The organism is Candidatus Leptovillus gracilis (assembly GCA_016716065.1).
Lineage (GTDB): Bacteria > Chloroflexota > Anaerolineae > Promineifilales > Promineifilaceae > Leptovillus > Leptovillus gracilis.
In genome coordinates this window covers 227724-248899 of record JADJXA010000025.1, presented here as the reverse complement: position 1 = coordinate 248899, position 21176 = coordinate 227724, and the positions used below count along the sequence as shown (strand labels likewise).

The window sequence follows — 21176 nt, the reverse complement described above, 5'->3', positions numbered from 1 at the left end:
AGGAAGGCGAATTTCTGTGTTGTGTTAATCAAACAGATCAAACAAATAGTTGGGTTTAGTTGCCTAACAATAATTCCTGAGAACGTATCCGCTTAGTGAGACAAAATCTCCTTCACTCATTAGGGATCTTCTCTGGTGAGTGAAGGACCCGTCGGGCATGGTAGGTTGCAGATGTTAGGCTTTTTGTCGCAGGCCTTTTCAAAGTGGTGGTTGGTTTTTGGTTTACCAAACGGAGGAAAAATGAAAATATATCGGACTGTGTTATCAAAGGGTATTTTTTTATTTCCCTTGTTGCTGATATTGTCGGCTTGTAGCGGACAATATCAGCAACTACCATATTTTGGCGCATTTTTGGTGAATGGGGATGATTTAATCGAGCTTGAGAAAGGTACTGCATTTGGTGTGCCCAGATTCGGTGAACTTGATGGTGTTCCTGTTACGCCGGATTCACAACCTGTTGTTTTACTGTGGCAACCCGATACTCAACTACAATATCTTCAATTTTTCTCTGTCAGCCCCAAAGAAGAATTGGACTACACAGCTAATCCAAAGGATGAGGGGGTCTTAGAGCTTCAGTCACGCACCCCCCTGGAACCGGGTCGCTATTGCTTTATTCAGGGTGATCCGCTAGCATTAGGTTTGCATAGCACCTTAACAATTACATAACTGGAATCACGGAGGCTCTTGTACAGAAAAGCGAAGCAAACGGCCATCCCGCCAATGCAGGTTGGCCTGATTAAATCGCTGGCATGTCATTTCCATCGCTCGTTGATGCTCCCGATAGCGGTAGCTATCCAAAACAACCTCAATGTGGTCAGGATGCCAACGTACATACCCCGATTTACGATAAATCAGTTCGGTCGCTTTGGCCAACGAGAGCTTTTGCCAGGCTGGAGCGAAAACGTTTTGTTTGGCCCATTCGTGCAGATTCGTCAACAGAACCTGCCAGTTCAGCATGATCTGGTCTTTTTCCAGATGACGCTGACGACAAAGCGTTTCCGTATCAATGGCGTCCCGCTTCTGCTGGCGCTGGGTCAATTGCAGCTGTAATGCGGCAATACGATGCTGCTGTTCGACGGTTTTCTGGTGCAAACGGCGCAGTTTCTTTTGCAGGCTATTTTCTCGCTGCTGCAATTCCTTTCGCCGCTGCCGCAACCCTTGCTGTCGCTGCTTGACCGCTTTGCCCTCCCGCTGCCCCTGCGCTATTTTGAGTCGTTGTTGCCCCATCTCCGTTTGCAAAAGAGTCCGCTGCCGGGCATGGGTCTCGTGCGCTTCTCTTTGCTTTTGACGCAGATTCTTGACCGCCTCTCTCGCCTGCAACAGTTTGTTTTCGATCACTTCAACCTGTGCTTGCGCCGCCTCCCACTGCCGCTGGCGGGTGCGATGCGGCGCCTCGTCGTAGGTATAGCCATAGTTTTCATTGAGATTGGCGCCATTGATCATATCGCGGATACGCTGCTCATTGTGGGGCCAGCGCTGACGATGACACCAGGGAACAACGGCTGCGGGCAGGTTTTCCGGCAGGAGACCGGTATAAATCCGGGTCGGTTCTGTCTGACCAATGGGTCGCAGCAAAACAAATTGGCGCGGGTCGGCCGCAGCTTTGTCTTCATGGCGCCATTGGGCGTAAACCGCTTCGCGGCTGTTGTCGTCAATGACGGTTTGCCATTCCCCTGCCATGACAAAGGAGGAGAGCGGGTAATTGTGTTGGCGGGATAGGATGCTCAGATAATGCCCACCAGCGGCGGCATAGGCTTCTCCGGTGGGCAGACCGCCGCCTTCGCTATCGAAAATATTGCAAAGGATGGGTCGTTGCAGCGTCTGACATAACCTCTCCTCCAATTCAACCAGAACCTGGGTCATGTGGCTATCTATCTGATAATTCCAACATCCCAGCCAATAACCGTCTGGCCCATTGACAACCAACTGTTTTGTCCCCGGCATGGTCCGTCCCCACATGGTGACATGACCGGAATGGCTCCTTTCTTTCGTCCAATGGGGCTTTACATGCCAATCGGTGAAGATAGTCAAGGGCTCTGCCCCAGGATATTGACTTTGAGCGTAGACGTTTGCCAGCTTGTCGGCTAAGGCATCCCCTATGTTTAACCGGGTCAGTTTTCCCAGAAAATGTTCCACCGTCAGATATTTGTACGTGAAGCCGTACAAGGCCTGTAATCCTGCTCCCTGATAATAGTAGAGGTCGCGGGGACGTGTCAGGTTGAGAATGGGTAGATACAGCAGATGGTCTATCTTGTGCCACAGTGTCTCTTTCTCGACTGGCATAGGGCCGATTAGGTCGTTTGACGCTTCGGCTATCGCCGCTGCTTCCGCCTCGTAGACGGTTTCTTCCACCGCTGCCACAACGCCTATGGCGGCCTTAGCCGCTTCCAGGGAAAAAAATCCCAGCGTTTTCCTGGCTGCTTGCTTCCGGCTCTGCTGCTTGATTGGCTGTGCCGCTCCCAGCCGACTTCTCGGGCCGACCCATGGGCGCTGTCAACCCTTCCTGGCGCAGCAAATAATTGATATGTCCGGCTCTAAATTCAACGCCGAACCTTTCTTTTATTTCCTCAACCAACTGGCTGGCGCGGATTGTAGGGTCTTGTCGTTTCCGTTCATACAACCATTCTTTGAGAGCGGAGTTGGCTTTGATATCGTGACCGAAACGGCCGTCCAGCAGCGCTTGCCAGGTACGACCGCCAGCTTCATACTTGCGTTGCAGCCGATTCGCTTCCCGGACCGTCATGGCGGCTATACCAGAAATGGCGCGTGCTTCCGCCAGCGTTTTGCCGGCGGCGCGTGCTTGCAACAATTTTTCCTGTTTCTTGGCTTTGTCAATTACAGCAGGTGGATATGCCATCAGTCGCCTCTAATCGGGGCAGTTAGAATTTTGCTAGAGTATACTGACTAATAACACAATCGAAAAATCCAGTTATGTTGTTGTTAAAGAGCATGCAAAGGTCATGCTAGGGATGGGCTTGCCAATGTGGTGTTTCGAGATAGCCGGAGAGGGTAGCGAAGCTGTCAGCGGTGATGAGTCCGTATCTACTCAACCATCTATCGATATTCCAATTAATGATGTTTGCGGGATTTCTACTGATACGCCTACTACACCATTTGAAGGTATTTGGGTCAATGAAGCAATGGCAGAAAACGTAGACCTAATTGGTTTTCAATTTTGTCTCGATTCCGAAATGATGACGGCAGAAGGTGATAAGTGGCCTGTCATCACAATTGATATGTGGGGGAAAGGGTTAAGAGGCGGTTCAGCTACAATAACGGTAATTATCCAAGACTCTATTACTAATAACACTATCAACTTGAATGAGAATGACACTATCGTTTTGCTAGACGAAAATACTCTTCAGTGGAATGAGCCAGATTCTGCAAGTCGAAACGGTGTAAAGTATGTTCGGGTTTCTCGTTAAATCCGCACTCATCATTTTATGGAAAATCGAAAGCGAGAAATCTCATGACAAAACCCGCTAAGTTCCTCGTTTTGTTTTCTTTTATGGCGTTCTTCATCATGCTACCAGCATGCTCTCCATCTAACGTCACACCGGCACCTCCAACACAAATTTCAGACGTTGAATCATCTACACCTACCGTTCAGCCAACCAGTACACCGATTCCTTCGTCAACGCCTGTCGTTCCTACCGCTACTGTTACTATGACGGCTACACCTACAGCTACCCCTCAACCCATCCAACAAACTATTACCATTCCCGTATCCGGTGATACGTTTATTTATGCGCACCCGAATGCTTCAGCCACCAACTACGGTTTGGAAGACAGGTTTACATTGGGCGGAGATTCAGATGGCAATCCATATGTAGTATTATTAGACTTTGATATTTTCGATTACATACCATCTGGTTCGGTGATCATTGACGCTAATTTGCAAATAACGGCCGATGAACCAGTTTTTTGGGGGTTTTCATTTACTATTCACCCTATTATTACATCTTGGGACGAAAAGATTGTTACTGCGAATTCCCAGCCTACATATGATGCAACAATCGCCCTTGACTATAATTTGGACGAAACAAACCAGTCCATGTCCTTCCCAATAGCGGAAATTGTCCAAAAGTGGGTTAGCGGTGAGCTAGACGAAAATGGCTTAAGGCTATCGGCAAATGTCATGCAAAATACTGAAACTTTCTACGCTAAGGAAGGATATCAAACAAACAGCGTACTTGTCATTACATATGAAACAGTTCCCGGCCAAACCATTGTAGAAGCCGTAGATACAGAACCCGCCGATGTCGAAGGGGATTCCTTTCACTTGGAACCGGATTTACTGCTTGTTATGACTCCCTGGGAGAAGTTACAGCTTGGCATGGAGAATAAGGACATTGATACGAGGACTGCTGCAGGTACAGCGGAACTTGCCAGCATTCTTGGGCTCGATTTACAAAGTCCATCTGGAATGGGACAATTAAGGTTATTGATGTATATGTTGATTCAGCTTGGGTTTGGAAATGATCGTAACGTTCCCATAGCCGTTGCTGAAAGCCCTGATATAACGATTGATAGTGTTCTTGAAAGAATTCCCCCAAATGGCTTCCTGGGATTTGATGCACCAGAGATAAATCTAGAAGATTATGGTCAATATTGGGGGGATGCCTGTAACGCAGAATTGACTTGTGCTGATTCACGCATTCTCAGTTATCTGGAGGGAGGGTTAGGCATATACGTGACAGATGGACTCATGTTGATGATCATGTCTGGCCCACCCACTGCCTCCGTTAATATTTTAGACTTAGTGGATGCACGTTATGATGGCAGTACGGATATATTAAACACCATTCTCTTCTTTCAGATTATGCATGATACGTTTGGGATTCCCTATGATCTGATGGAAATTTACCCTTATGATGGGCTGGGTCGCGTGAGCGCCAATGAAGATTATTGGCCGACAAAGTATATGGCAATATATTGGGCTGGCGATGGCGAGTTCGTTGTACCCAGGGTGACAGCAGGTGACTTATCAGAACAGTACGATGCTATTTTGCAGTATGATATTCGCGTAAGTCCGCCAAATATTCCTTTTACATTTCGTCGCTGGTTCGATCCGCTGAATCCTAATGCGAATTCATTGCGAGATACGGACACTGAATTGCAGTTGCTGCTGACTCCCTGCTCAAATTCCTCCTGCACAAAGAGCTTGTTTGATAACGATCTCTTTCGTGACGGATATTATGAGATGGGCAGTTACCCATATGAATCTATTGAAATCGAGTTGGATGTTGAGCCTGCGGCCAATATGCCATATTGGTTGGTGGGTTATCTTACAAACAAACCGTTTCTTTTAGAAAGCCCATAGTTTTATTAAAAAAGCAGACAAATTGATGTAGTGCAAGGTTTGGAAATGTGTGAGGAGTGCAAACCGGCTTGTGTTTAGTCAGGTAGGCGGCCTGCGCACAGACCTCATTGAGCTGCGAACTTATTTGAGGCAAGACGATGGGCATTTCTAATTGTCGTTGGCCGTAAGTTAGCTTATCATGCTAATTATGTTGGGGGAAATACGTAATATGGCAGAAAATTCACACCTCTCGAGAAAGAGGTAATGGAAATTGGCCTAAATTCCTCATCTGTTACTGACAATTCTCTCGAGTGCTGTCAGAAAAAGGACGTATTACGTATTTGCCCCATTTGCACGAGTGTTGGCTACAACGGCCGTCCCTGTTCTCCCCACCCACATCTCCCTCTTCTACCACCAAAATCAATATGGCCGCTGCTTGCCCCTCTGAGATTGCAAGTTATCATTTCCCCCAGAAGAATACCCTGCAATCGGTGCAGGGTAATAAATAATTCGGCGGCTGCTTCAGATCACAGGTCACTTTCGGCTATAATAACTTCCAAAGTGCTGCAACCTCCTGCAAAGGGCGTGGGTTTGGCTGGGGATAATGATATGAGGTTGGATAATAGGTCTACATCTAATTGATGTCGCAGAGTACAAGGAGACAAGATGGCAACGCTTCACATTGAACACCCAATTACTGATCTGAATACTTGGTTGACAGCGTTTGGCAGGTTCGCCGAAGCTCGACAGAAAGGAGGCGTTCGGGCGCACCGCATCTACCAGCCCGTTGATGACGATAAGTACATCCTCATTGATCTAGATTTCGACACCATTGAGGAAGCCGGGCGGTTTAAAAAATTTCTCGAATTGAATGTTTGGTCGTCACCGGAGGCATCACCAGGATTGGCAGGCAGCCCGCAGGCGCGGGTACTGGTGGGTGTTGAACCGGGCACATAAGTTGCCGCCCAACAAGCAAATGTACCCGACGCTACGGACCTGGCATTTATTGAAGTCACTCTTGGCACTTTGAGGCCGTCTGTTATTGGCGGTTCTGTGGGCGTGAGCAATTTGCGAGGCGTTAGGGCAACCGATTCTTCTTTCCCTGGTATGAGAAACGGCCGTCCCCCTCTCTACCTCCCCGCTTGTGCCAAATTCAACGCCAACGGCCATTCCAACATTTGCCCATCACTCAGGTTTTGCGGCCAGCCGTAAGAGGCCAGCACGGCCGTGTCCAACCGTTGATGAATAAAATCCAACTCCTCTATCTGGCGTACGGGTAACAAAGCCGCGACACGGGGTCGCTTGATTAATGGCAGATGAGGACAAGCCGATTTCTCTCGAGTAGTCAAGTGCTTTTCGACTTCACATCCATGCCAATGTGTATAAGGTTTATGCAGGTCGATATAGTCACGAAGCAGAAATTGACATCTGGTTCACTCGAGAGAAACCTACCCTTTTTCATTCAGCATTAATCGAGTGACCCAATATCGCAACTTTGTTACCCGTACGCCACTTAGGCCATCCCATGTTCCGTGCGAGTTGAACGTGTCTAGACTGGTTTAGGTACGCCTTTCATGCCCTTGATCCCTTTCGCTAAGGGACGCTCTTGCCAGATACTCCTCAAATCAGCCGTCCAAAATCTGTTTCGATGGCAAGTTACAGGTAATTTCAACGGGTCTTCCTGTAGACGGGAATTTGCATCGCTGGACATTAGCGTTCAAGTAATCCAACCTTTACCATGCCGGTCAGCCGTTGCGAGCGCATCTTGGCAATTTCCCGTTTGCCTCACGCCGCTTTACGAAGATGCTCTGTTCACAGTCAGGTTTCCCCTTCTGCTAACTCAGGTCGGCTTGTAGGGTGCTAGTATCTTCCTACAGAACCCTCCGGGTTCAATTCAATCTCGCCGTTTCACGGCGCACTACACGTATCCGGGGTATTTTGCATATCCCCCGCTCAAACGTAACCTGCATGAGAATTCGTGATTTTGCGTGTTTTTTTAATCAAACTATCCGAAAAAGGCCGGTTTAACTTGTTTTTTTTCAGAAAGATGAATTATTTACAATGCTTCCAGGACACACTTTTAGCTTTCATTACTCGAGTGAAAATCTCAGGTTGCGGTTTGGCGGGGGATATGTAAATAACCCCCTCTCGGAAACGGTACTCACCCGTGCGCTCGACGCCTGGCAGAACGTCATCAATCGCCCCAAACGCTACATCCCCAACGACCTGCGCCAACGCCTGACAGACGCCATGCGCCGCGGCGACAAGCCGTGGAGCCGCGTCCTGGCCGATGTCAGCCAGCGTGTGGCCGAAGACTGGCTGCATGATAATCTGCGGCAACTGGCCGAAGACCTGCGCTGGCTGGCCGCCAATCTGGACCAGGACGCCAGCCAGACCTTACGTCAGTTGGAGGCGCGGCTGGACTACAAGCAGTTCTTGCGCACCTCCAGCGGCTTTGCCCAGACGGGCAGCGACCGCGCCGCCGGAGTCGAGGCGTTTATCGGCTATGCCGTCGGGCAGGGCACGCTGCAATCCTTTCTCGGCCACGTCAACAGTCTGGCGCAGCAGCGGGTAGGCAAAGACGATGGGGCCGCCACTATCCCGGCCGTCACCCTCTCTACCATCCATCGCGCCAAAGGGTTGGAATGGCCTTACGTCTTCATCCCGCAGTGCAACCAGGGCACGCTGCCCTTCACCCGCCAAGACGCCATTAATATGGAAGAAGAGCGGCGGCTCTTTTACGTCGCCCTGACCCGCGCCCGGCAGAGCGCCTATCTCTACGCGCTGGAATCGGAGCCGTTGTCGCAATTTTTGCGAGAGAGCCAGTGGCATAAGGTGTTGGACGGGGTGCAGGCGGTACAGGCCACACTGCGCCAGCCACCAGCGGAATGGCAGGCTCCGGCGGCGCTGGCATTGGCGCAGCACAGCGCCGCCTACCAGTGGTCAAGCTACTTCCAGAATTGGTGGACTGCGCCAGACGCGGCGCAAACGGCCGTGAAACAACAGATGGCCGCCTTTGCCACGGCCGTGCGCGGGCGCAATTGGCAACAACGGCTGGGGCTGACGGATGAGGCGCTGGCCTTCTGGCTCGGCGCTGATGGCTCGGCCGCAGCTGTGGCCGATTTCCCCGGTTTGGCGGCATTGGTGGCGTCACCGCATTCCTCCAAAGGCAAAACCAAACCGTCGCCCGCCGCGAGTGCAGCGGCCGTCACGCCGCCGCCAATTGTGATTAAACCGGGGGTTTGGGTGCAATGCGATGCCGGTTGGGGTCGGATTGAGCAGGTGGCCGATGAGGCAGGACGGCCGTTGGCCGAAGCGCCTGCCACCAACACCACCCTCCGCCTGGCAATCACGCTGCGTCCCGACGAGGATGCCGAACAGATCGCGCTGGACCTGGCGGCCGCGACGATTACCTTTTTGCGGGCGGAGAAGGTCTATACCTGCTCACTGTGCGACAAGTTCTTGGCCGCCAGCACGCAGGCCATTGCCCGCTGGCACAGCAAAACGGCCCACGACGACCGGTTGGCCTTTCGCGCTGAAAAGGGACTGACGCGGCAGTTGACGATGGTGGTGTATGCGGGGAAACGGCCGTTGGCTGGTAAGCGGCGAGGGGGGAGGAAGTGAGGAGGAAACGGTCGTTGGTGCGGGAAAATGCTATCCTTGTAGGAATATGTGCAGATTGGAGAACTTAATCTATGCTCCTCTTCATTGGTGGTGCAGCGCGAACGGGCAAAGGGATGCTGGCCCGCCGTCTCCTCGCGGAGATGCAGCTCCCCTACCTCAGTCTCGACGTTCTCAAAATGGGTTTGGCGCGTGGTGTACCGGAATATGCCCTCGATCCCAATGCTGGCGGGATGCAGGTCGCCAACCGTCTCTGGCCATTGGTACGCGAGATGAGCGTCAGCCTGCTCCATGACCAGATGGATTACGTTTTTGAGGGTGAACTCTTGCCCCAGGATGTGGCGGCGCTGAGGAGCGCCTCTCCAACGCAGGTCTTCGCCTGTTTCTTGGGGTACAGCGCCATCACGCCGACTCAGAAATTGCAGGAGATTCGGACGCATGGGGGGCAGCCCAATGACTGGCCGCAAGAATATACCGATGCCGCGCTGCTGGCTATCATCCATCGGGAAATTGCCTTCAGCCAATATGTACAGGCCGAATGCGCCCGGCTTCACCTGCGATACTTCGACTCGTCACATTATTTCATGCCCGTACTGGACGATGTTGTCGCTTATGTACAGAGCGAGAGACAATGACGCCGAAGATGCCAGGAGCGGGGTTCGTTCGTGGCGGGTGAAGCTGGCGTTGTCCTCATCTTGAGCTTTGGCACGCGAGCAAGCGACCTGACGTTACTCGGAATCGGCCAGTGGGGGCAGGATGATATGCCCAAACAAGTCGCCCAATTCAAACGCTTCAATACCCTGCATTCCCAGCATCAGCGAGAGTTGACCACCGTGGTAAACATCGTGCGTTAAGATGCGCCAGACCGTCCACTGCCGGGAAACGGTATAAACGTCACCGTTCCAGGTATGGCGATAGGTTTTCGCCAGATCGGCTACCGTCCAATCCTGGAGGGTGCTGGCAATCATAGCCCAGGTGATTTCTAGCCAATGGACAAGTTCGGCGGCGTTCTCTGTGATGGGGAAGGCGTTCTCCATAAGCTGCCGGTTGCCATCGCCGTCTACCTCCCAGGCGTCAATGTTAGCCACCAACCCGGCGCTTCCTGGGGCGGGCATCCGCGCAAACCAGGTAATCCGTCCCAGGCTGATGTGACGCGCCAGTTCACCCACCGAGTAGAGCGAGGCCGCCGGCCGCCAGGCAAGTTGCTCCGGGGTTAACGGCGCGATAGCGTGAATCAGGCTGGTTTGAAAGCCTTGCCAACCGTCAAAAACAGCTGCCAGTGATTGCATGTTTCCAGACATTAGCCAACTCCTGGTGTCTGCTTCTGGGTCTCCAGAGAATCAGAAGCAGATTGTGGGCAAGTATTATAGCAACTTTTTGGGCAGGTAACGGCCGTTTTCCACCATTGCCTTATCAGCTTAAACGGCCGTTACCCACCACCCCACGCCTACCTCTTAAAAACCTGCTGCGCTAGCGTCTTCTGCACACCGACGATGTTAGTTCCCCGTTTGAACTGCCGCTCAATGGGCATGGAACTGCTGCCGACGTATATCTTCATCTCCGCGTCCATGTCGAACGTCCCGGCCGTCTCCACCGAAAAATGGGTGATAGACCGGTAGGGGATGGAGTGATATTCTGCCTTCTTGCCTGTTACTCCCTGCTTGTCAATCAGGATGAGCCGATGGTCGGTGAAGACAAACAGGTCGCGCACGATTTTGAACGCCTTGACGACCTGCTCCCCATCGGCCAATAAATCATCTAAATCCTTCTGAATCGCTTTAGCATCCGCTTCCGTCGCGTTGCCGAAAATTCCTTGTAACATGTCTGTGACCTCTTTGTTTCGTTTGATTGTGTGTAACTGTTACCTGTCGCAGTTGGCTTTTTTCTGCCCATCGTTTACGCCGACCGGTAACTCCGATTGTTTGCACCCTGAATATCAGTTGCCCAAGTCACATTACGAACCTGGGCTTTCAGTGTTGCTCGTCAGTAGCTTTCTGTTTTGGGTCAGTGGAGTATCGGTCGACGATCCCCACTCGTTGAATGGGCTGTGCCGATGTCACGAAGGCGTGACACATTCCGTCGGTGAGCTTGTCGAGGAATTCATGGCTGCAGTGGTAGAGCCGAAGAAAAATGTGCTGAAAGATGTTGTTTCAAGTTGCAATGCTGAGTTATCGATCATTCAATACTACGTGACGGGGTGTAACCCCGGATGACATTTGAACGGAAGAGTGCTTTCTGTTCTTGGAGAAATTGGGGCAGAAGTCGCTGTCGATATCTATTGCCTCGCCGAAGATGAATGAACTTGCGCCTAACTCTTTGCTGCAGCCGACGCCGGGAAGCGCTGCGGCTCTGTCATACGCCCAGTAGCCGGCGCAGCTGAGCAAACCGTTAGGGGCAGAAACCCACACAAGTCCACTTTGTTGCGCAATACGCAACAAGACGTACAATCTATCTCATGATCAAGTCATTCAGGCACAAAGGGCTTAAACGCTTCTTTGAAACTGGTAACGTCGCTGGTATTAACCCTTCTCATCGCCAAAAGATCAGAATTCGTCTCGCGGCCCTCGATACCGCCACGACTCTGGAAGATATGGACTTGCCGGGTTTTCGCCTTCATCCGTTAAAGGGCGATAAACAAGGCGTTTGGGCAGTGGATGTTAGCAAAAATTGGCGCATTACATTTGAGTTCATAGATGGCAATGCCTATATTGTGAACTATGAGGATTATCACTAATGAACATGTACGATCCGCCCCACCCTGGGGAATTTATTCGAGAAGTATATTTAGAAGAACTACAAGTCAGTTCCCGCACGGTCGCCGCTAAATTGAAGGTTGCCCCATCTACTTTTACACGCCTACTAAACGGAAAAAGTAGTGTTACGCCGGAAATGGCGTTACGCCTCTCAAAAACATTAGGCAGATCTCCCGAAAGCTGGTTAGCTATGCAAAACAACTATGATCTGTGGCAAACGCGGCAGAATTTCAATATAGATGAGGTTGAAAAGCTCGAATTTGTGACGCAATAGCTCATCCAGTAGTCTATTCTGCTAAATCATTGGTGGTTGTTTGGGGCATAGGCGAAACCCGGCCAGATGAAGGGTAACACATTTGGGACACTCTATTTCGCCAGAGAAACGCTGGAAAACACCCAAAGTGCCAGCTTCCTCAGGGGCGCATCTACGACTTGGGGGAGGCCAAAGCAGAAGGGAAAAAAGCATCAAAACGGCCGTTAACCCAATACAAACGCAAATGAAGCAAATGGTTGAAGCCGTCTTCGCTCCAGCGCATGCCGACACCCTTGAATCGTTGCTGAATCAACCACTTGCAGGTACTTTCAACCAGGCCGCTGCCAATGGGTAATCCAGCCTGCTTTAATTTGTCGTACTGGATGTGCTCCCGGTGTTTATCGAGATAATTGTACAGTTTGGTCAAGGCTTGTTGCGCGGATTCTGGCAAACCGGGTACGGCGAGAGCTGCCTGAATATCGGCCAAAACCGCGTCTTGCTGACCATGTCGCAAGCGGTGGCGGGCCTGATGGAACCACGTTTTGGCCTGACTTGTGCGGCCATCCAGCCACACCTTGACCCCGGACCAAAGATTTTGGGTTGCGTGGTAGAAATCTAAAACCCCAGTGGCCGAGGCGCTAAAGCGTTCGGCAAACAAACGCCAAAAGCCCCGCCCGCCATCGCTTAACCAGACAACGCGGGGCGCTCCCTTGATGTCTTGTTTGCGCGCTTCCAGCCACATCCGCTCGGATAAGTCGTCCACATCACCCAAAACAGCCGTCACGCGGTGGTGATGCAAGCGGCTCATCGTCTGGCCCGCGCGGGTGATATGCTTGCCTAAACGGGCAAAGATGGCGACCTTGATTTCGCGCCATACTGTTTTGCCCGCCGCTGTCTTGGCTTGGGGGCGAAAGGGAACCATCACCCCGTCAGCGCCCATCAGGAGAGTTTCCGCGGCAAGGGTCGCGCTCAACGCTTCCGCCTCTGGCTCATTCCCCAGTTTCAACGCCGCTAACTCGGCCACCAAATGGTTCATCATCTCTTCTCCAGTCACCTGAACCCACTCCCAGATACTTTGCGGCGTGACGATGACCTGGCTCAATTCTTTTAACAACATGGCTGCGGTTTCAAAGGGCACAAAAATGGCTGTCAAGCAAGCTATCCGCCGCAAACCATCATCGCTTTTTTGATTGGGCTTTAATCCCAGCGCCTCATCCAATGGCGCTACCTGACCAATGGCACATCGCTTAGGACAGCGTCCCAGTCGGCGCTGCCAGCGAATGAGACCAATGATGCTCTTGACTTCCCGAGGGGCAAAGCCTTTGCTCTGCAACTTCCGGCCACATATTTGACAATGACCCCACTCTGTTGGGGCTTGGGCTCTGCTATTCAAGGTTTCTTCCACCAGACTCACTGCCAGAATGCGCGATAATTGCCAGGCGAGCAGGATCATTAAGGAGAGCGTGGCTGCATCGCCCATCTCATCAACTATTTTTGGCATTCTGGTTTCGCTTCACGTATAGTTTCCATTAAACACGACATTGTTCTAGGCGATCCTTTCGGGTTTGTGATGATTCTTCGAAAGTTTAACCTAAAAATAATGTCGTGTTAGTTTCCTCCCCTAAGTTCTTTATGCGCCCCTTCCTCAGGAGAAGCAACTGGCCGAAATGGATTTTCTGCATCGTAAAAGTCAACCATGTGCGTTTAGGAAAATGGTTCTTCGAACCCTATTAGCTTCGCTTCTACGCTTTTCTGCCGCGTTTTTAGAGAAAATTGCGCCTAAATCCCACCTTTTCTGTTCTCTCGGCCGATTTCAGCGGCTCAATTTCCCTTTTGGGGTAATCAAGCGCATTCCAGTAACGTCTTGGCGGAGTCTGATGTCCCAAATGTGTTACCCTTCATCTGGCCGGGTGTCGTTTGGGGCATAGGCTGTGGGAATTGTGGCTCAGAAAGGCAAAGAGACCGAACAACACTTCCACCTGTCGCTGGCGTGAGTCCTGAATGGGCCAGCGGTTTGGCTGCGATTCATTCATTGGTCAACCGCGCCAGCGCACCTGACGGTGGCGTTGGTGCAGCTTATGTAAATTTGTGTTGTGCCGAACGTGAAAGATATTGGTAATTGAAGGTCGTTCTACAAACCAAAACGCCGCCCTAACAACAGCTTAAAGCTGACGCGCCAAAGGAAACGAGCGCGCAGCTTAAACAACTGAACGGCGGACGTATGAAATGACTAAAATGAGACCAATGTACTTGTCTATAATCAAGTCGAACCTGTCACGAGCAGTGTCAATAATAAGGGATTTCAAATTGAAAAGATTTCCCAGAATCAGAAAATTTTTGATCGTAATTATTGTAACTTTATTTCCGCTGCTTGTAGTTCTCGTCATCTATATCTTTATAGCTGGGCCAAAATTGCCGTCAGAAACGGACGCAATCATTGATGAGGTGCTGAATCGTGCGCTTCCAGAGCAAATTGTTGGCGAAACGGGTTTTGCTTCGTCAGCCGGTTTGAAAATTTGGTATGAAGGCATTCCCCCTAAAGGGACACCAAAAGGAACTGTATTGCTTATTATGTCCAATGGCGGTGATGGTTTTTTCTGGCCGCCGTCTTTTATGCAAGCATTTGTCGCTGCTGGCTATCAACTCATTCGCTACGATCATCGGGGAACTGGCATGTCTGATTGGGTTGAAGAGTGGGACCGCCAAAACCCCTATTCACTTGTTGATATGGCGGGCGACGCGGTGACAGTATTAGATGCACTCGAAGTTCAAGAGGCGCATCTTGTAGGTGTTTCATTGGGAGGAATGGTGGCCCAGGAAGTGGCGATCAATCATCCTGACAGGGTTGCATCACTCACGCTAATCATGGCATCGGGCGATGTCGGTGATCCTGATCTGCCAAGCCTGAGCACACGGTATTTGTTGGGGAGTACATTAAAGAAACTCTCCCTGTTAAAGTACCGCATCATGGGTGGAGAGAAAAATCTGATCAAGGAGCGTGTCGCAGGGTATATTTCGCTGCTGGGTGATGACGGATTGGATATTCAAGAGATTGCTGAAGTCATTTTGTATGATCGCAGAAACCGCAGAGGCATGAATGCTCGCGCAATATTTCAACATATCATGGCCGTGATTGGTTCTGGTTCTCGCTATGAAAAATTAAGGGCGTTGGATATGCCAACATTAGTCATTCACGGCAAAAACGATCAGTTGCTCCCGATTGAACACGGAGAAAAACTTGTGGACATCATACCGAATGCAAAGGGGTTGTGGGTTGATGATATGGGCCACGTTTTCCCGTTGCCAAAGGCCTTGACGAAGGACATTCTTTCCCATATTGGGGGAGATAGATAGCTAAATTTGACACGATATTACGCCGCCTGAGATAGCTTGCACCTGACCTATCGGCAGGTAAAGCGGACGTTAGGACGGCAACTACCGTCTTATGGTAAAGAAAGGATAACCTGTGCTATCGTTTGATTCTAGACCAGGCTATGAAATACCACCTCGCAATTTGCCAACTGGGGCACTTTTACGTTGCCAAAAACAAAACACGGCCGTTACTGCCATCAACAGTCACTATCATTCCTTCATGCAATCGGGTCATTGCCTCAGGAACATTTACCACAGCCGGAACACCATACTCACGCGCAACAATGGCGCCATGTGACAACTGCCCCCCATAAACTAAAACTAGCCCAGCAACAAGTGGAAATACAGGTGTCCAACCTGGATCTGTAGCCAGCGTAACCAGAATATCACCACGCTGTAGCCGTGCAGCCTCGTTAGGCTGATGAACTATTCGCACAGGGCCAGTAGCCATACCGCCACTGGCCGGGATGCCTTGAAGACCCTGTTCCGCGGATAATGCGAGGTTAGGTAAAGGTCGGCTCTCGGCATCGAGCGCCTCTGGGATTGGATAGGAGCACCAGAATTCATAAGCCTTCCGTCGTTCCGCTGTACGCTCCAATAAAGATTCAGCCGTAGCTGTCGTGCTTCCCCTCACTGCAATGTCAATTTCGTCATGGGTAAGAAAGAAAATATCCTCGGCGACAGATAGAATTCCCCTTTCATGCCAACGGCGCCCTAACTCCATAAATAGCTGACGGCGAGATAGTTCCAGCTTAGCCATAAAGTGACGGCTGTTGTCACGGCGGCGTACCTGATTTTGCGCCTGTTGCAACACCCGGCGAAACAGAACTCTGCGGATGAGGCCCAGTTGTTTTTCCATGTTTTGCTGAGCAACTTGTGCGGATGAATGTTCCTGTTTGTCTCGTTGCCCAATATCCCCTACATATCCAGCCACTAAGGCAATAACCTGCTCTGGTGCTTCGACCCAACGGGGCAGTAAAATTTCAGGTTCAGCCGGACAACGGTGACCATGATCATGCAAAAATTGCTTAAGTAATGCCCGTACCCCGGTTGCTTCTGGCAAAGTTTGCAGTTTATCCCAGGCTGCCTGGGGCGGATTTTCCCGGACAACGTGAACCAGATTGGCATCGTGCAATGCCTGAGCAAGCCGTTGTAGGGCCGGACCCATCTCCGCGGCGTAGACACCATCCAGGCCAGTAATTAAGGTTTGAGCTAACCGGGCATCATGTCCCCACTTCTTTGTCATCCATTCCAACGGGGCAAATGAAAGGAAAGCTCCCGTACTCACCGTGACATGCCGCTGGTACACCTCGGCGCGGCGCGGCTCCCACACAGTGCGAATAGTAGACCATACTTCTTCTTCACTCATACCCGACAGGTCACGCTGTTGGAATTCATCTGTCCAGACATCAATTTGCCGGTACAGTTCAGCCTCATCTCTGGGTAAGAGTGGCTTTGAGGACGAAGGTTGTCGTTGGCTTTTCAACCCTTGCCAGATAAGTTGGGGGCCTTTAGTCAGCAACCGCCACGGTCGGAATCCCGCTTTAGGTGGTAGATCAGGACGTCTGCTACCCCAGGTAGCATCAATAAAGGATGTAGGTAGTCCTATATCGGCCACAAATTGTCGCATTCCCCCCTCATTGGCATAAATGCGCCCATAGATACGTCGCGCCATCTGCACCTTCTTGCCAGATGCTAACTGCACCTCTGCGGCATTGCCTATCATCTGTAAACTGGAAAGCGTCAAAGGGGTGACTGGATTAGGAAGAACTTCACCAAAGTTTGCCCGTGTCCATAAATCGAAGGGATGAGATATCGCCTCTTCCGGCAGCCAACTATCATCACCGGGTACATTGATTTCATGGGGTGGTAACGGCGTCAGGGGTATAGAGGGAGCCTTTGTGGTGATGGCTCTACTTTGCAGAAGAAAGAAGCTGTTATTTTCTACAGCCCATTCAATGTCCTGGGCAGCGCCGAACAACTCAGCGACGGCCAATCCGATAACAACCAGTTGCTGGACCTGGGCGTTGGTCAGAACCGGGGGTTCCCTCTGAGTAGTTGTTTTTTCAATTTCCTTGTTATGCCGGTTCACAACGTATCTGTCCGGTGTGGCCCGCCCGCTTACCAAATCCTGGCCCAGACCAGGCACCGCTTCAACGACGACTGTCTTTTGAGTAAGCGTAAGGGGGTCCTGGGTGAAAAGTACACCAGAACAGGTTGCGGCTATCATTGGCTGTATTATGACCGCCATGCTTACCTGATGTTGATCAATACCACGCTGGTTGCGATAAACAACTGCCCGCTCCATCCATAGGCTGGCCCAACATTTTTTCACAGCCTCAAGAACGGCCGTTTCACCTTGAACGTTCAAAAAACTGTCATGCTGTCCCGCAAAGCTGGCTGCCTCCCAATCTTCCGCCGTCGCCGAGGAGCGAACAGCAACCAATTTGTTCCCCAAGTTGTGATAGGCATTCAAAATCGAATCAGATAGTGCGCCTGGTAAACTGGCAGCCAAAAAGTGTTGCCATACAGTCTCGTCTGAAACAGGCGTGCCTGTCCTGGCCTGAAAAAAAACATCAAGCTTGTTGGCCGTAACAAAAGCCCAGTAAGCTTCTGTGGTAACGACTATACTGGGAGGCACAGCAAAGCCGGCGGTTAACAAATGATTCAGGTTGACTGCTTTTCCACCAATCAAAGTAACTGAGGATAGGCTGTCTGCTACCGGTAACGTGACAACGGTCATTCATTTTCTCCTGTGATCTGGGCAGCAGCAGAAGCCCCATTCACCAATGTCTGGATAGCCCACACCGCATGATCGGCTGCTTCTTGCCAGGAAAGGTCTAAATAATCGGTAAATGCACGAACAACCGCTGAAGTCGCCAAAACAAGAACAACGTTCCGCAACCGTTTTTGTTCTTCTATCGGTAAGTCGGCTATGAACGGCGTCAGCATCTCTTCTACCATTTGCAGACGTTCCGGCCGTGTGGTGCGACGGATGTTGCCTGCCGCTTCGCTCAGGGCTGCCGCCCGCAGCGATTCATCCATCTTGTCCGCGTTCGAGTAAAATGCTTTTATCGTTGCCAGATAACTTTCTAAATCGGGCTGTGGCACTAATGTGGGGGCGCCGATTTTCTCGGCCAGATAGGCTGGCAAGGCATTGATTAGGGCTTGTTTGGTCGGAAAGTAGCGATAAATCGTGGGAATGGATATTTCTGACGCCTTGGCAACGGCCGGGATTGAGACATCGGCCAGACCATCACCCATTACCTTGATCAATCCTTCCAGGATGCGCGTGCGGGTCTGTTGTTTTTGCCGTTTTCGTATCTTACTTTCGTAAGGGCGTGTCGAATCCGTATTCATGATACGAATCATATCATGGATATTTATTGCCTGTCAAACAAGCTGTAGAACAGGGGTGTCCGTCAGATTTTTGCGTAAACGCTAGATGGGTGGTTTTTGAGCAGCTTACGGCCAAAATTAGCCTCTTGAACAGCCAAAACAGCCTGTCAAATAAGCAACCTAGCCTATTTTGTGCATCAAACTGCTTCGCATTTTGCCGTTTGACCTACCTGAAATCAGCATCACCCACTTGAAATGATACTGCTGGCGAAATGCCTTTTCTTGAACTCAAGCAGCCGCCAGTGATGGTTTGAGCCTGGCAAAAGGGGAAATGCGTGTTTGCGCCTGGGGCGTGCCAGACCACCAGTCACCCAGACGTAAAATGTTCATACCCAAGGCCGTCAAGATATGCTGTAGGTGCGTTTTAGCCAGCCCGATATAGCGAGCATGGCGCAAATCAGCAATGGCAATACCCTGGGAGATTGTGCCTTCGACACCGGCTCGTTTGGCATACTGCTGCCAAAAAGCCTCCTTTTTTTGGCGTTGGCGCGCCGCCCGGAGCGCTTCATATCCGGCTTGCGGTTGGATGGTCAGACTGCGTGTGGAGGTGGCTGATTTTGTACACTTGCCGCGCACCAGACAATTGTCGCAATGTTTCTTATGGAACCGAAAGTTATAAACGGTCGTGTTTTTCTGCTTCAGTAAAGACCATTGATGGCTGGGATGACCTTGAGGACAGGTAGCCTGTTTCTTCTCCCAGTCAATGACAAATGCGGCGCTCGCGAAACCTTCACCCGCCTGGGCTTGCCAACTGGGGTCCTCCGCGACGGGACCGATTAAATCAATCCGTTGTTCCTGACTATCGACCAGATTATCAGCACTCATATACCCCTTGTCGAGTAGATGCTCACCGGGTAACAGGTCCCGTTCGGCCAGATGGCCATGAATTTCTGGCGTCATCTCATAATCAGTGGTGGTCGCTGCTGTCGTTTCAACGTTGACAATGAGATGAGGGAGTTCTTCATCACAACTTTTACTCAGGTGAACTTTATAGCCTGTCCACTCCGTCTTCCGTTTCTTGCTGAAACGAGCTTCGACATCATACGGGGAGTTGATCAACAAACTGGCTGGAGGAAGGTCGCTAGCCGGTCGCCACTTCAATTGCTCATCCTGAATCATAAATTGCTGAAGCCATACTTGCCGTAATGTCTCCATGGCCGGTAAATTACGTAATTGAGCTAATTCGGGATGGTTCCCCAGTCGTTGCCATAGCTGCATCCCATCTCGGCCAATCTGTTCGCCCAACGTATAGCGGTCTTCCTTGCTTTTAGGCAATCGATAATCTTCAAAACGACGATTGTAACGATCGTACCAATCAGCGGGGACCCACTCGCTTAACCAATCGGGGACGACAGTGGCCAGCACGTTCAGCGCCTGTCTGATTGTCTCCCCGATACATTCCAGTCGGCTCAGGCTGCGGATAGCGGCTAGAATGTGGGTGGAGTCTGTCCGCATACGTCCCCGCACTTTGAGCAGGCCTTTGTCACGCAAACAGGCCAACATTGTTTCAAATAACAACAATTCAGCGCTGCCCTCAATGAGGCGTGTCCGAAATTCGCTTAGAACAGAAGCATCGAATCCAGGGTCGGCGATCTCTAGACCAAGCGCGTACTTCCAATCGATTCGTGCGCGGACAGCGTCTGCTGCCTGGCGATCAGATAGTCCTTCCGCAAACTGCATGACCGTTACCAATGCTAAACGGGCCGGGGATTCGGCCGGTTGCCCCCGGTCAGGAAATAACTTAACGAATTGTTCATCAGCAAAAACTGGACCCAGCTCATCCCGCATCCGCATATAAGTATTCCCTTTGGGGAACGCAGCACGGGCAACCATCGCCGTTTCTTCAGGAACTACAGGAGTTTGCTGAGGATTTAAGGACATGAAACTCTCTCCGATTTTTGACCGCTATTATATGCTTTTGGCCTCGCAACGGCTCTCAAACAATTCGCCAGCAGTATCGTTTCATGATACTGCTGGCGAATTGTTCCGTCGCTCCGAAAATCACAAAAATTAGCCGCTTCAAGCTCAAAAAACGATCAAAATCCGTTTGTTTCAACACCGATTTTCGGCCTGTTTTGAATTCGCCAGCGGTATCGTTTCATGTGGCCAGGTGTCTTAAAAGGTGAAGATAAACAGCGCGACGAGAGCGACAAAGATACCTATCCACTGAAAGTTATCCCAAAAAATCTTGCCGTTTAATTCGGGGCTGAGCAGTTCCAAAATAAAGCCCAGAACCATAGCGGTCTGGGCATAGGCATAGAAGGCAAATGTATTGATAGTCGGCACGGATCGCCGCCGCCAGGTATAGTGGGCCACGGACAGCGAGATAAGCAGTGCCATGATATAAGGAAACAGGTAAGTTGCTTCTTGCCAGTTCAAGCGGCCTCCTCCATCTGTGACTATCCCGATTGCGCCATAGCATAACATAATGCTCATACACGGTACAAGGAATTATTTGCTTTTACCCAACCCTCCC

19 protein-coding genes are annotated in these 21176 nt (G+C 50.8%); 9 read left to right on the top strand and 10 right to left on the bottom strand.

Annotation, left to right across the window (positions count from 1 at the left end; genetic code table 11):
- The first annotated feature begins 171 nt into the window (after positions 1 to 171).
- A complete protein-coding gene (locus IPM39_27210) occupies positions 172 to 666 on the top strand; it encodes a hypothetical protein (GenBank protein ID MBK8989704.1) in 495 nt (164 codons plus the stop codon).
- Positions 667 to 672: 6 nt separating this feature from the next.
- On the opposite strand, the gene IPM39_27205 is transcribed toward IPM39_27210, so the two are convergent.
- Together IPM39_27205 and IPM39_27200 are read right to left on the bottom strand one after the other, a co-directional pair.
- Complete coding sequence (locus IPM39_27205) at positions 673 to 2361, bottom strand: phage tail tape measure protein (protein MBK8989703.1); 1689 nt, start codon at positions 2359 to 2361, stop codon at positions 673 to 675.
- Between the two features lie 16 nt (positions 2362 to 2377).
- Entirely contained in the window at positions 2378 to 2857 is a 480-nt protein-coding gene (locus IPM39_27200; GenBank protein MBK8989702.1) for a hypothetical protein, read from the bottom strand.
- 103 nt (positions 2858 to 2960) lie between these two features.
- On the opposite strand from IPM39_27200, the gene IPM39_27195 reads away from it, so the two are divergent.
- The 3 genes from IPM39_27195 (at position 2961) to IPM39_27185 (ending at position 6259) form a co-directional block, all read left to right on the top strand.
- Positions 2961 to 3425 carry a hypothetical protein gene (locus IPM39_27195; GenBank protein ID MBK8989701.1) on the top strand — a complete coding sequence of 155 codons (465 nt, stop codon included), beginning with the start codon at positions 2961 to 2963 and terminating at the stop codon, positions 3423 to 3425.
- Positions 3426 to 3469: 44 nt separating this feature from the next.
- Positions 3470 to 5323, top strand: coding sequence for a DNRLRE domain-containing protein (locus IPM39_27190; GenBank protein MBK8989700.1), 1854 nt, complete (start codon positions 3470 to 3472; stop codon positions 5321 to 5323).
- A gap of 645 nt (positions 5324 to 5968) precedes the next feature.
- Positions 5969 to 6259, top strand: a complete 291-nt coding sequence (locus IPM39_27185; GenBank protein ID MBK8989699.1) for a hypothetical protein — start codon at positions 5969 to 5971, stop codon at positions 6257 to 6259.
- Positions 6260 to 6432: 173 nt separating this feature from the next.
- Here the strand turns inward: IPM39_27185 and IPM39_27180 are convergent, their stop codons facing one another.
- Positions 6433 to 6585 carry a hypothetical protein gene (locus IPM39_27180; protein MBK8989698.1) on the bottom strand — a complete coding sequence of 51 codons (153 nt, stop codon included), beginning with the start codon at positions 6583 to 6585 and terminating at the stop codon, positions 6433 to 6435.
- An 829-nt stretch (positions 6586 to 7414) separates the two neighbouring features.
- Here IPM39_27180 and IPM39_27175 point away from each other — a divergent pair.
- A complete protein-coding gene (locus tag IPM39_27175; protein ID MBK8989697.1) occupies positions 7415 to 8926 on the top strand; it encodes an ATP-dependent helicase in 1512 nt (503 codons plus the stop codon).
- A 71-nt stretch (positions 8927 to 8997) separates the two neighbouring features.
- Positions 8998 to 9558, top strand: a complete 561-nt coding sequence (locus IPM39_27170) for a hypothetical protein (protein MBK8989696.1) — start codon at positions 8998 to 9000, stop codon at positions 9556 to 9558.
- A 93-nt stretch (positions 9559 to 9651) separates the two neighbouring features.
- Here the strand turns inward: IPM39_27170 and IPM39_27165 are convergent, their stop codons facing one another.
- Both IPM39_27165 and IPM39_27160 read right to left on the bottom strand, forming a co-directional pair.
- The gene (locus IPM39_27165; protein ID MBK8989695.1) at positions 9652 to 10224 is read right to left on the bottom strand and encodes a DinB family protein; all 573 of its coding nucleotides are present in this window, start codon (positions 10222 to 10224) and stop codon (positions 9652 to 9654) included.
- 146 nt (positions 10225 to 10370) lie between these two features.
- Positions 10371 to 10745, bottom strand: a complete 375-nt coding sequence (locus IPM39_27160) for a PH domain-containing protein (protein MBK8989694.1) — start codon at positions 10743 to 10745, stop codon at positions 10371 to 10373.
- A gap of 633 nt (positions 10746 to 11378) precedes the next feature.
- Here IPM39_27160 and IPM39_27155 point away from each other — a divergent pair.
- The gene (locus IPM39_27155; protein MBK8989693.1) at positions 11379 to 11657 is read left to right on the top strand and encodes a type II toxin-antitoxin system RelE/ParE family toxin; all 279 of its coding nucleotides are present in this window, start codon (positions 11379 to 11381) and stop codon (positions 11655 to 11657) included.
- Positions 11657 to 11950 carry a HigA family addiction module antidote protein gene (locus tag IPM39_27150; GenBank protein MBK8989692.1) on the top strand — a complete coding sequence of 98 codons (294 nt, stop codon included), beginning with the start codon at positions 11657 to 11659 and terminating at the stop codon, positions 11948 to 11950. Before IPM39_27155 ends, IPM39_27150 begins: the two co-directional genes overlap by 1 nt.
- A gap of 151 nt (positions 11951 to 12101) precedes the next feature.
- Here IPM39_27150 and IPM39_27145 read toward each other — a convergent pair whose 3' ends face one another.
- Positions 12102 to 13430 (bottom strand): ISKra4 family transposase, encoded by a 1329-nt coding sequence (locus IPM39_27145; GenBank protein MBK8989691.1) that lies wholly within the window; start codon positions 13428 to 13430, stop codon positions 12102 to 12104.
- An 836-nt stretch (positions 13431 to 14266) separates the two neighbouring features.
- On the opposite strand from IPM39_27145, the gene IPM39_27140 reads away from it, so the two are divergent.
- Positions 14267 to 15283 carry an alpha/beta hydrolase gene (locus IPM39_27140; GenBank protein MBK8989690.1) on the top strand — a complete coding sequence of 339 codons (1017 nt, stop codon included), beginning with the start codon at positions 14267 to 14269 and terminating at the stop codon, positions 15281 to 15283.
- A gap of 178 nt (positions 15284 to 15461) precedes the next feature.
- Here IPM39_27140 and IPM39_27135 read toward each other — a convergent pair whose 3' ends face one another.
- The 4 genes from IPM39_27135 to IPM39_27120 all read right to left on the bottom strand — a co-directional run bounded on the left by IPM39_27135 (position 15462) and on the right by IPM39_27120 (position 21079).
- Positions 15462 to 18044 (bottom strand): hypothetical protein, encoded by a 2583-nt coding sequence (locus IPM39_27135; GenBank protein ID MBK8989689.1) that lies wholly within the window; start codon positions 18042 to 18044, stop codon positions 15462 to 15464.
- Positions 18041 to 18661 (bottom strand): TetR/AcrR family transcriptional regulator, encoded by a 621-nt coding sequence (locus IPM39_27130; protein MBK8989688.1) that lies wholly within the window; start codon positions 18659 to 18661, stop codon positions 18041 to 18043. The genes IPM39_27135 and IPM39_27130 overlap by 4 nt, the downstream gene beginning before the upstream one ends.
- 267 nt (positions 18662 to 18928) lie before the next feature.
- A complete protein-coding gene (locus IPM39_27125) occupies positions 18929 to 20581 on the bottom strand; it encodes an IS1182 family transposase (protein MBK8989687.1) in 1653 nt (550 codons plus the stop codon).
- Positions 20582 to 20815: 234 nt separating this feature from the next.
- Positions 20816 to 21079 (bottom strand): hypothetical protein, encoded by a 264-nt coding sequence (locus tag IPM39_27120; GenBank protein MBK8989686.1) that lies wholly within the window; start codon positions 21077 to 21079, stop codon positions 20816 to 20818.
- Positions 21080 to 21176 lie beyond the last annotated feature (97 nt).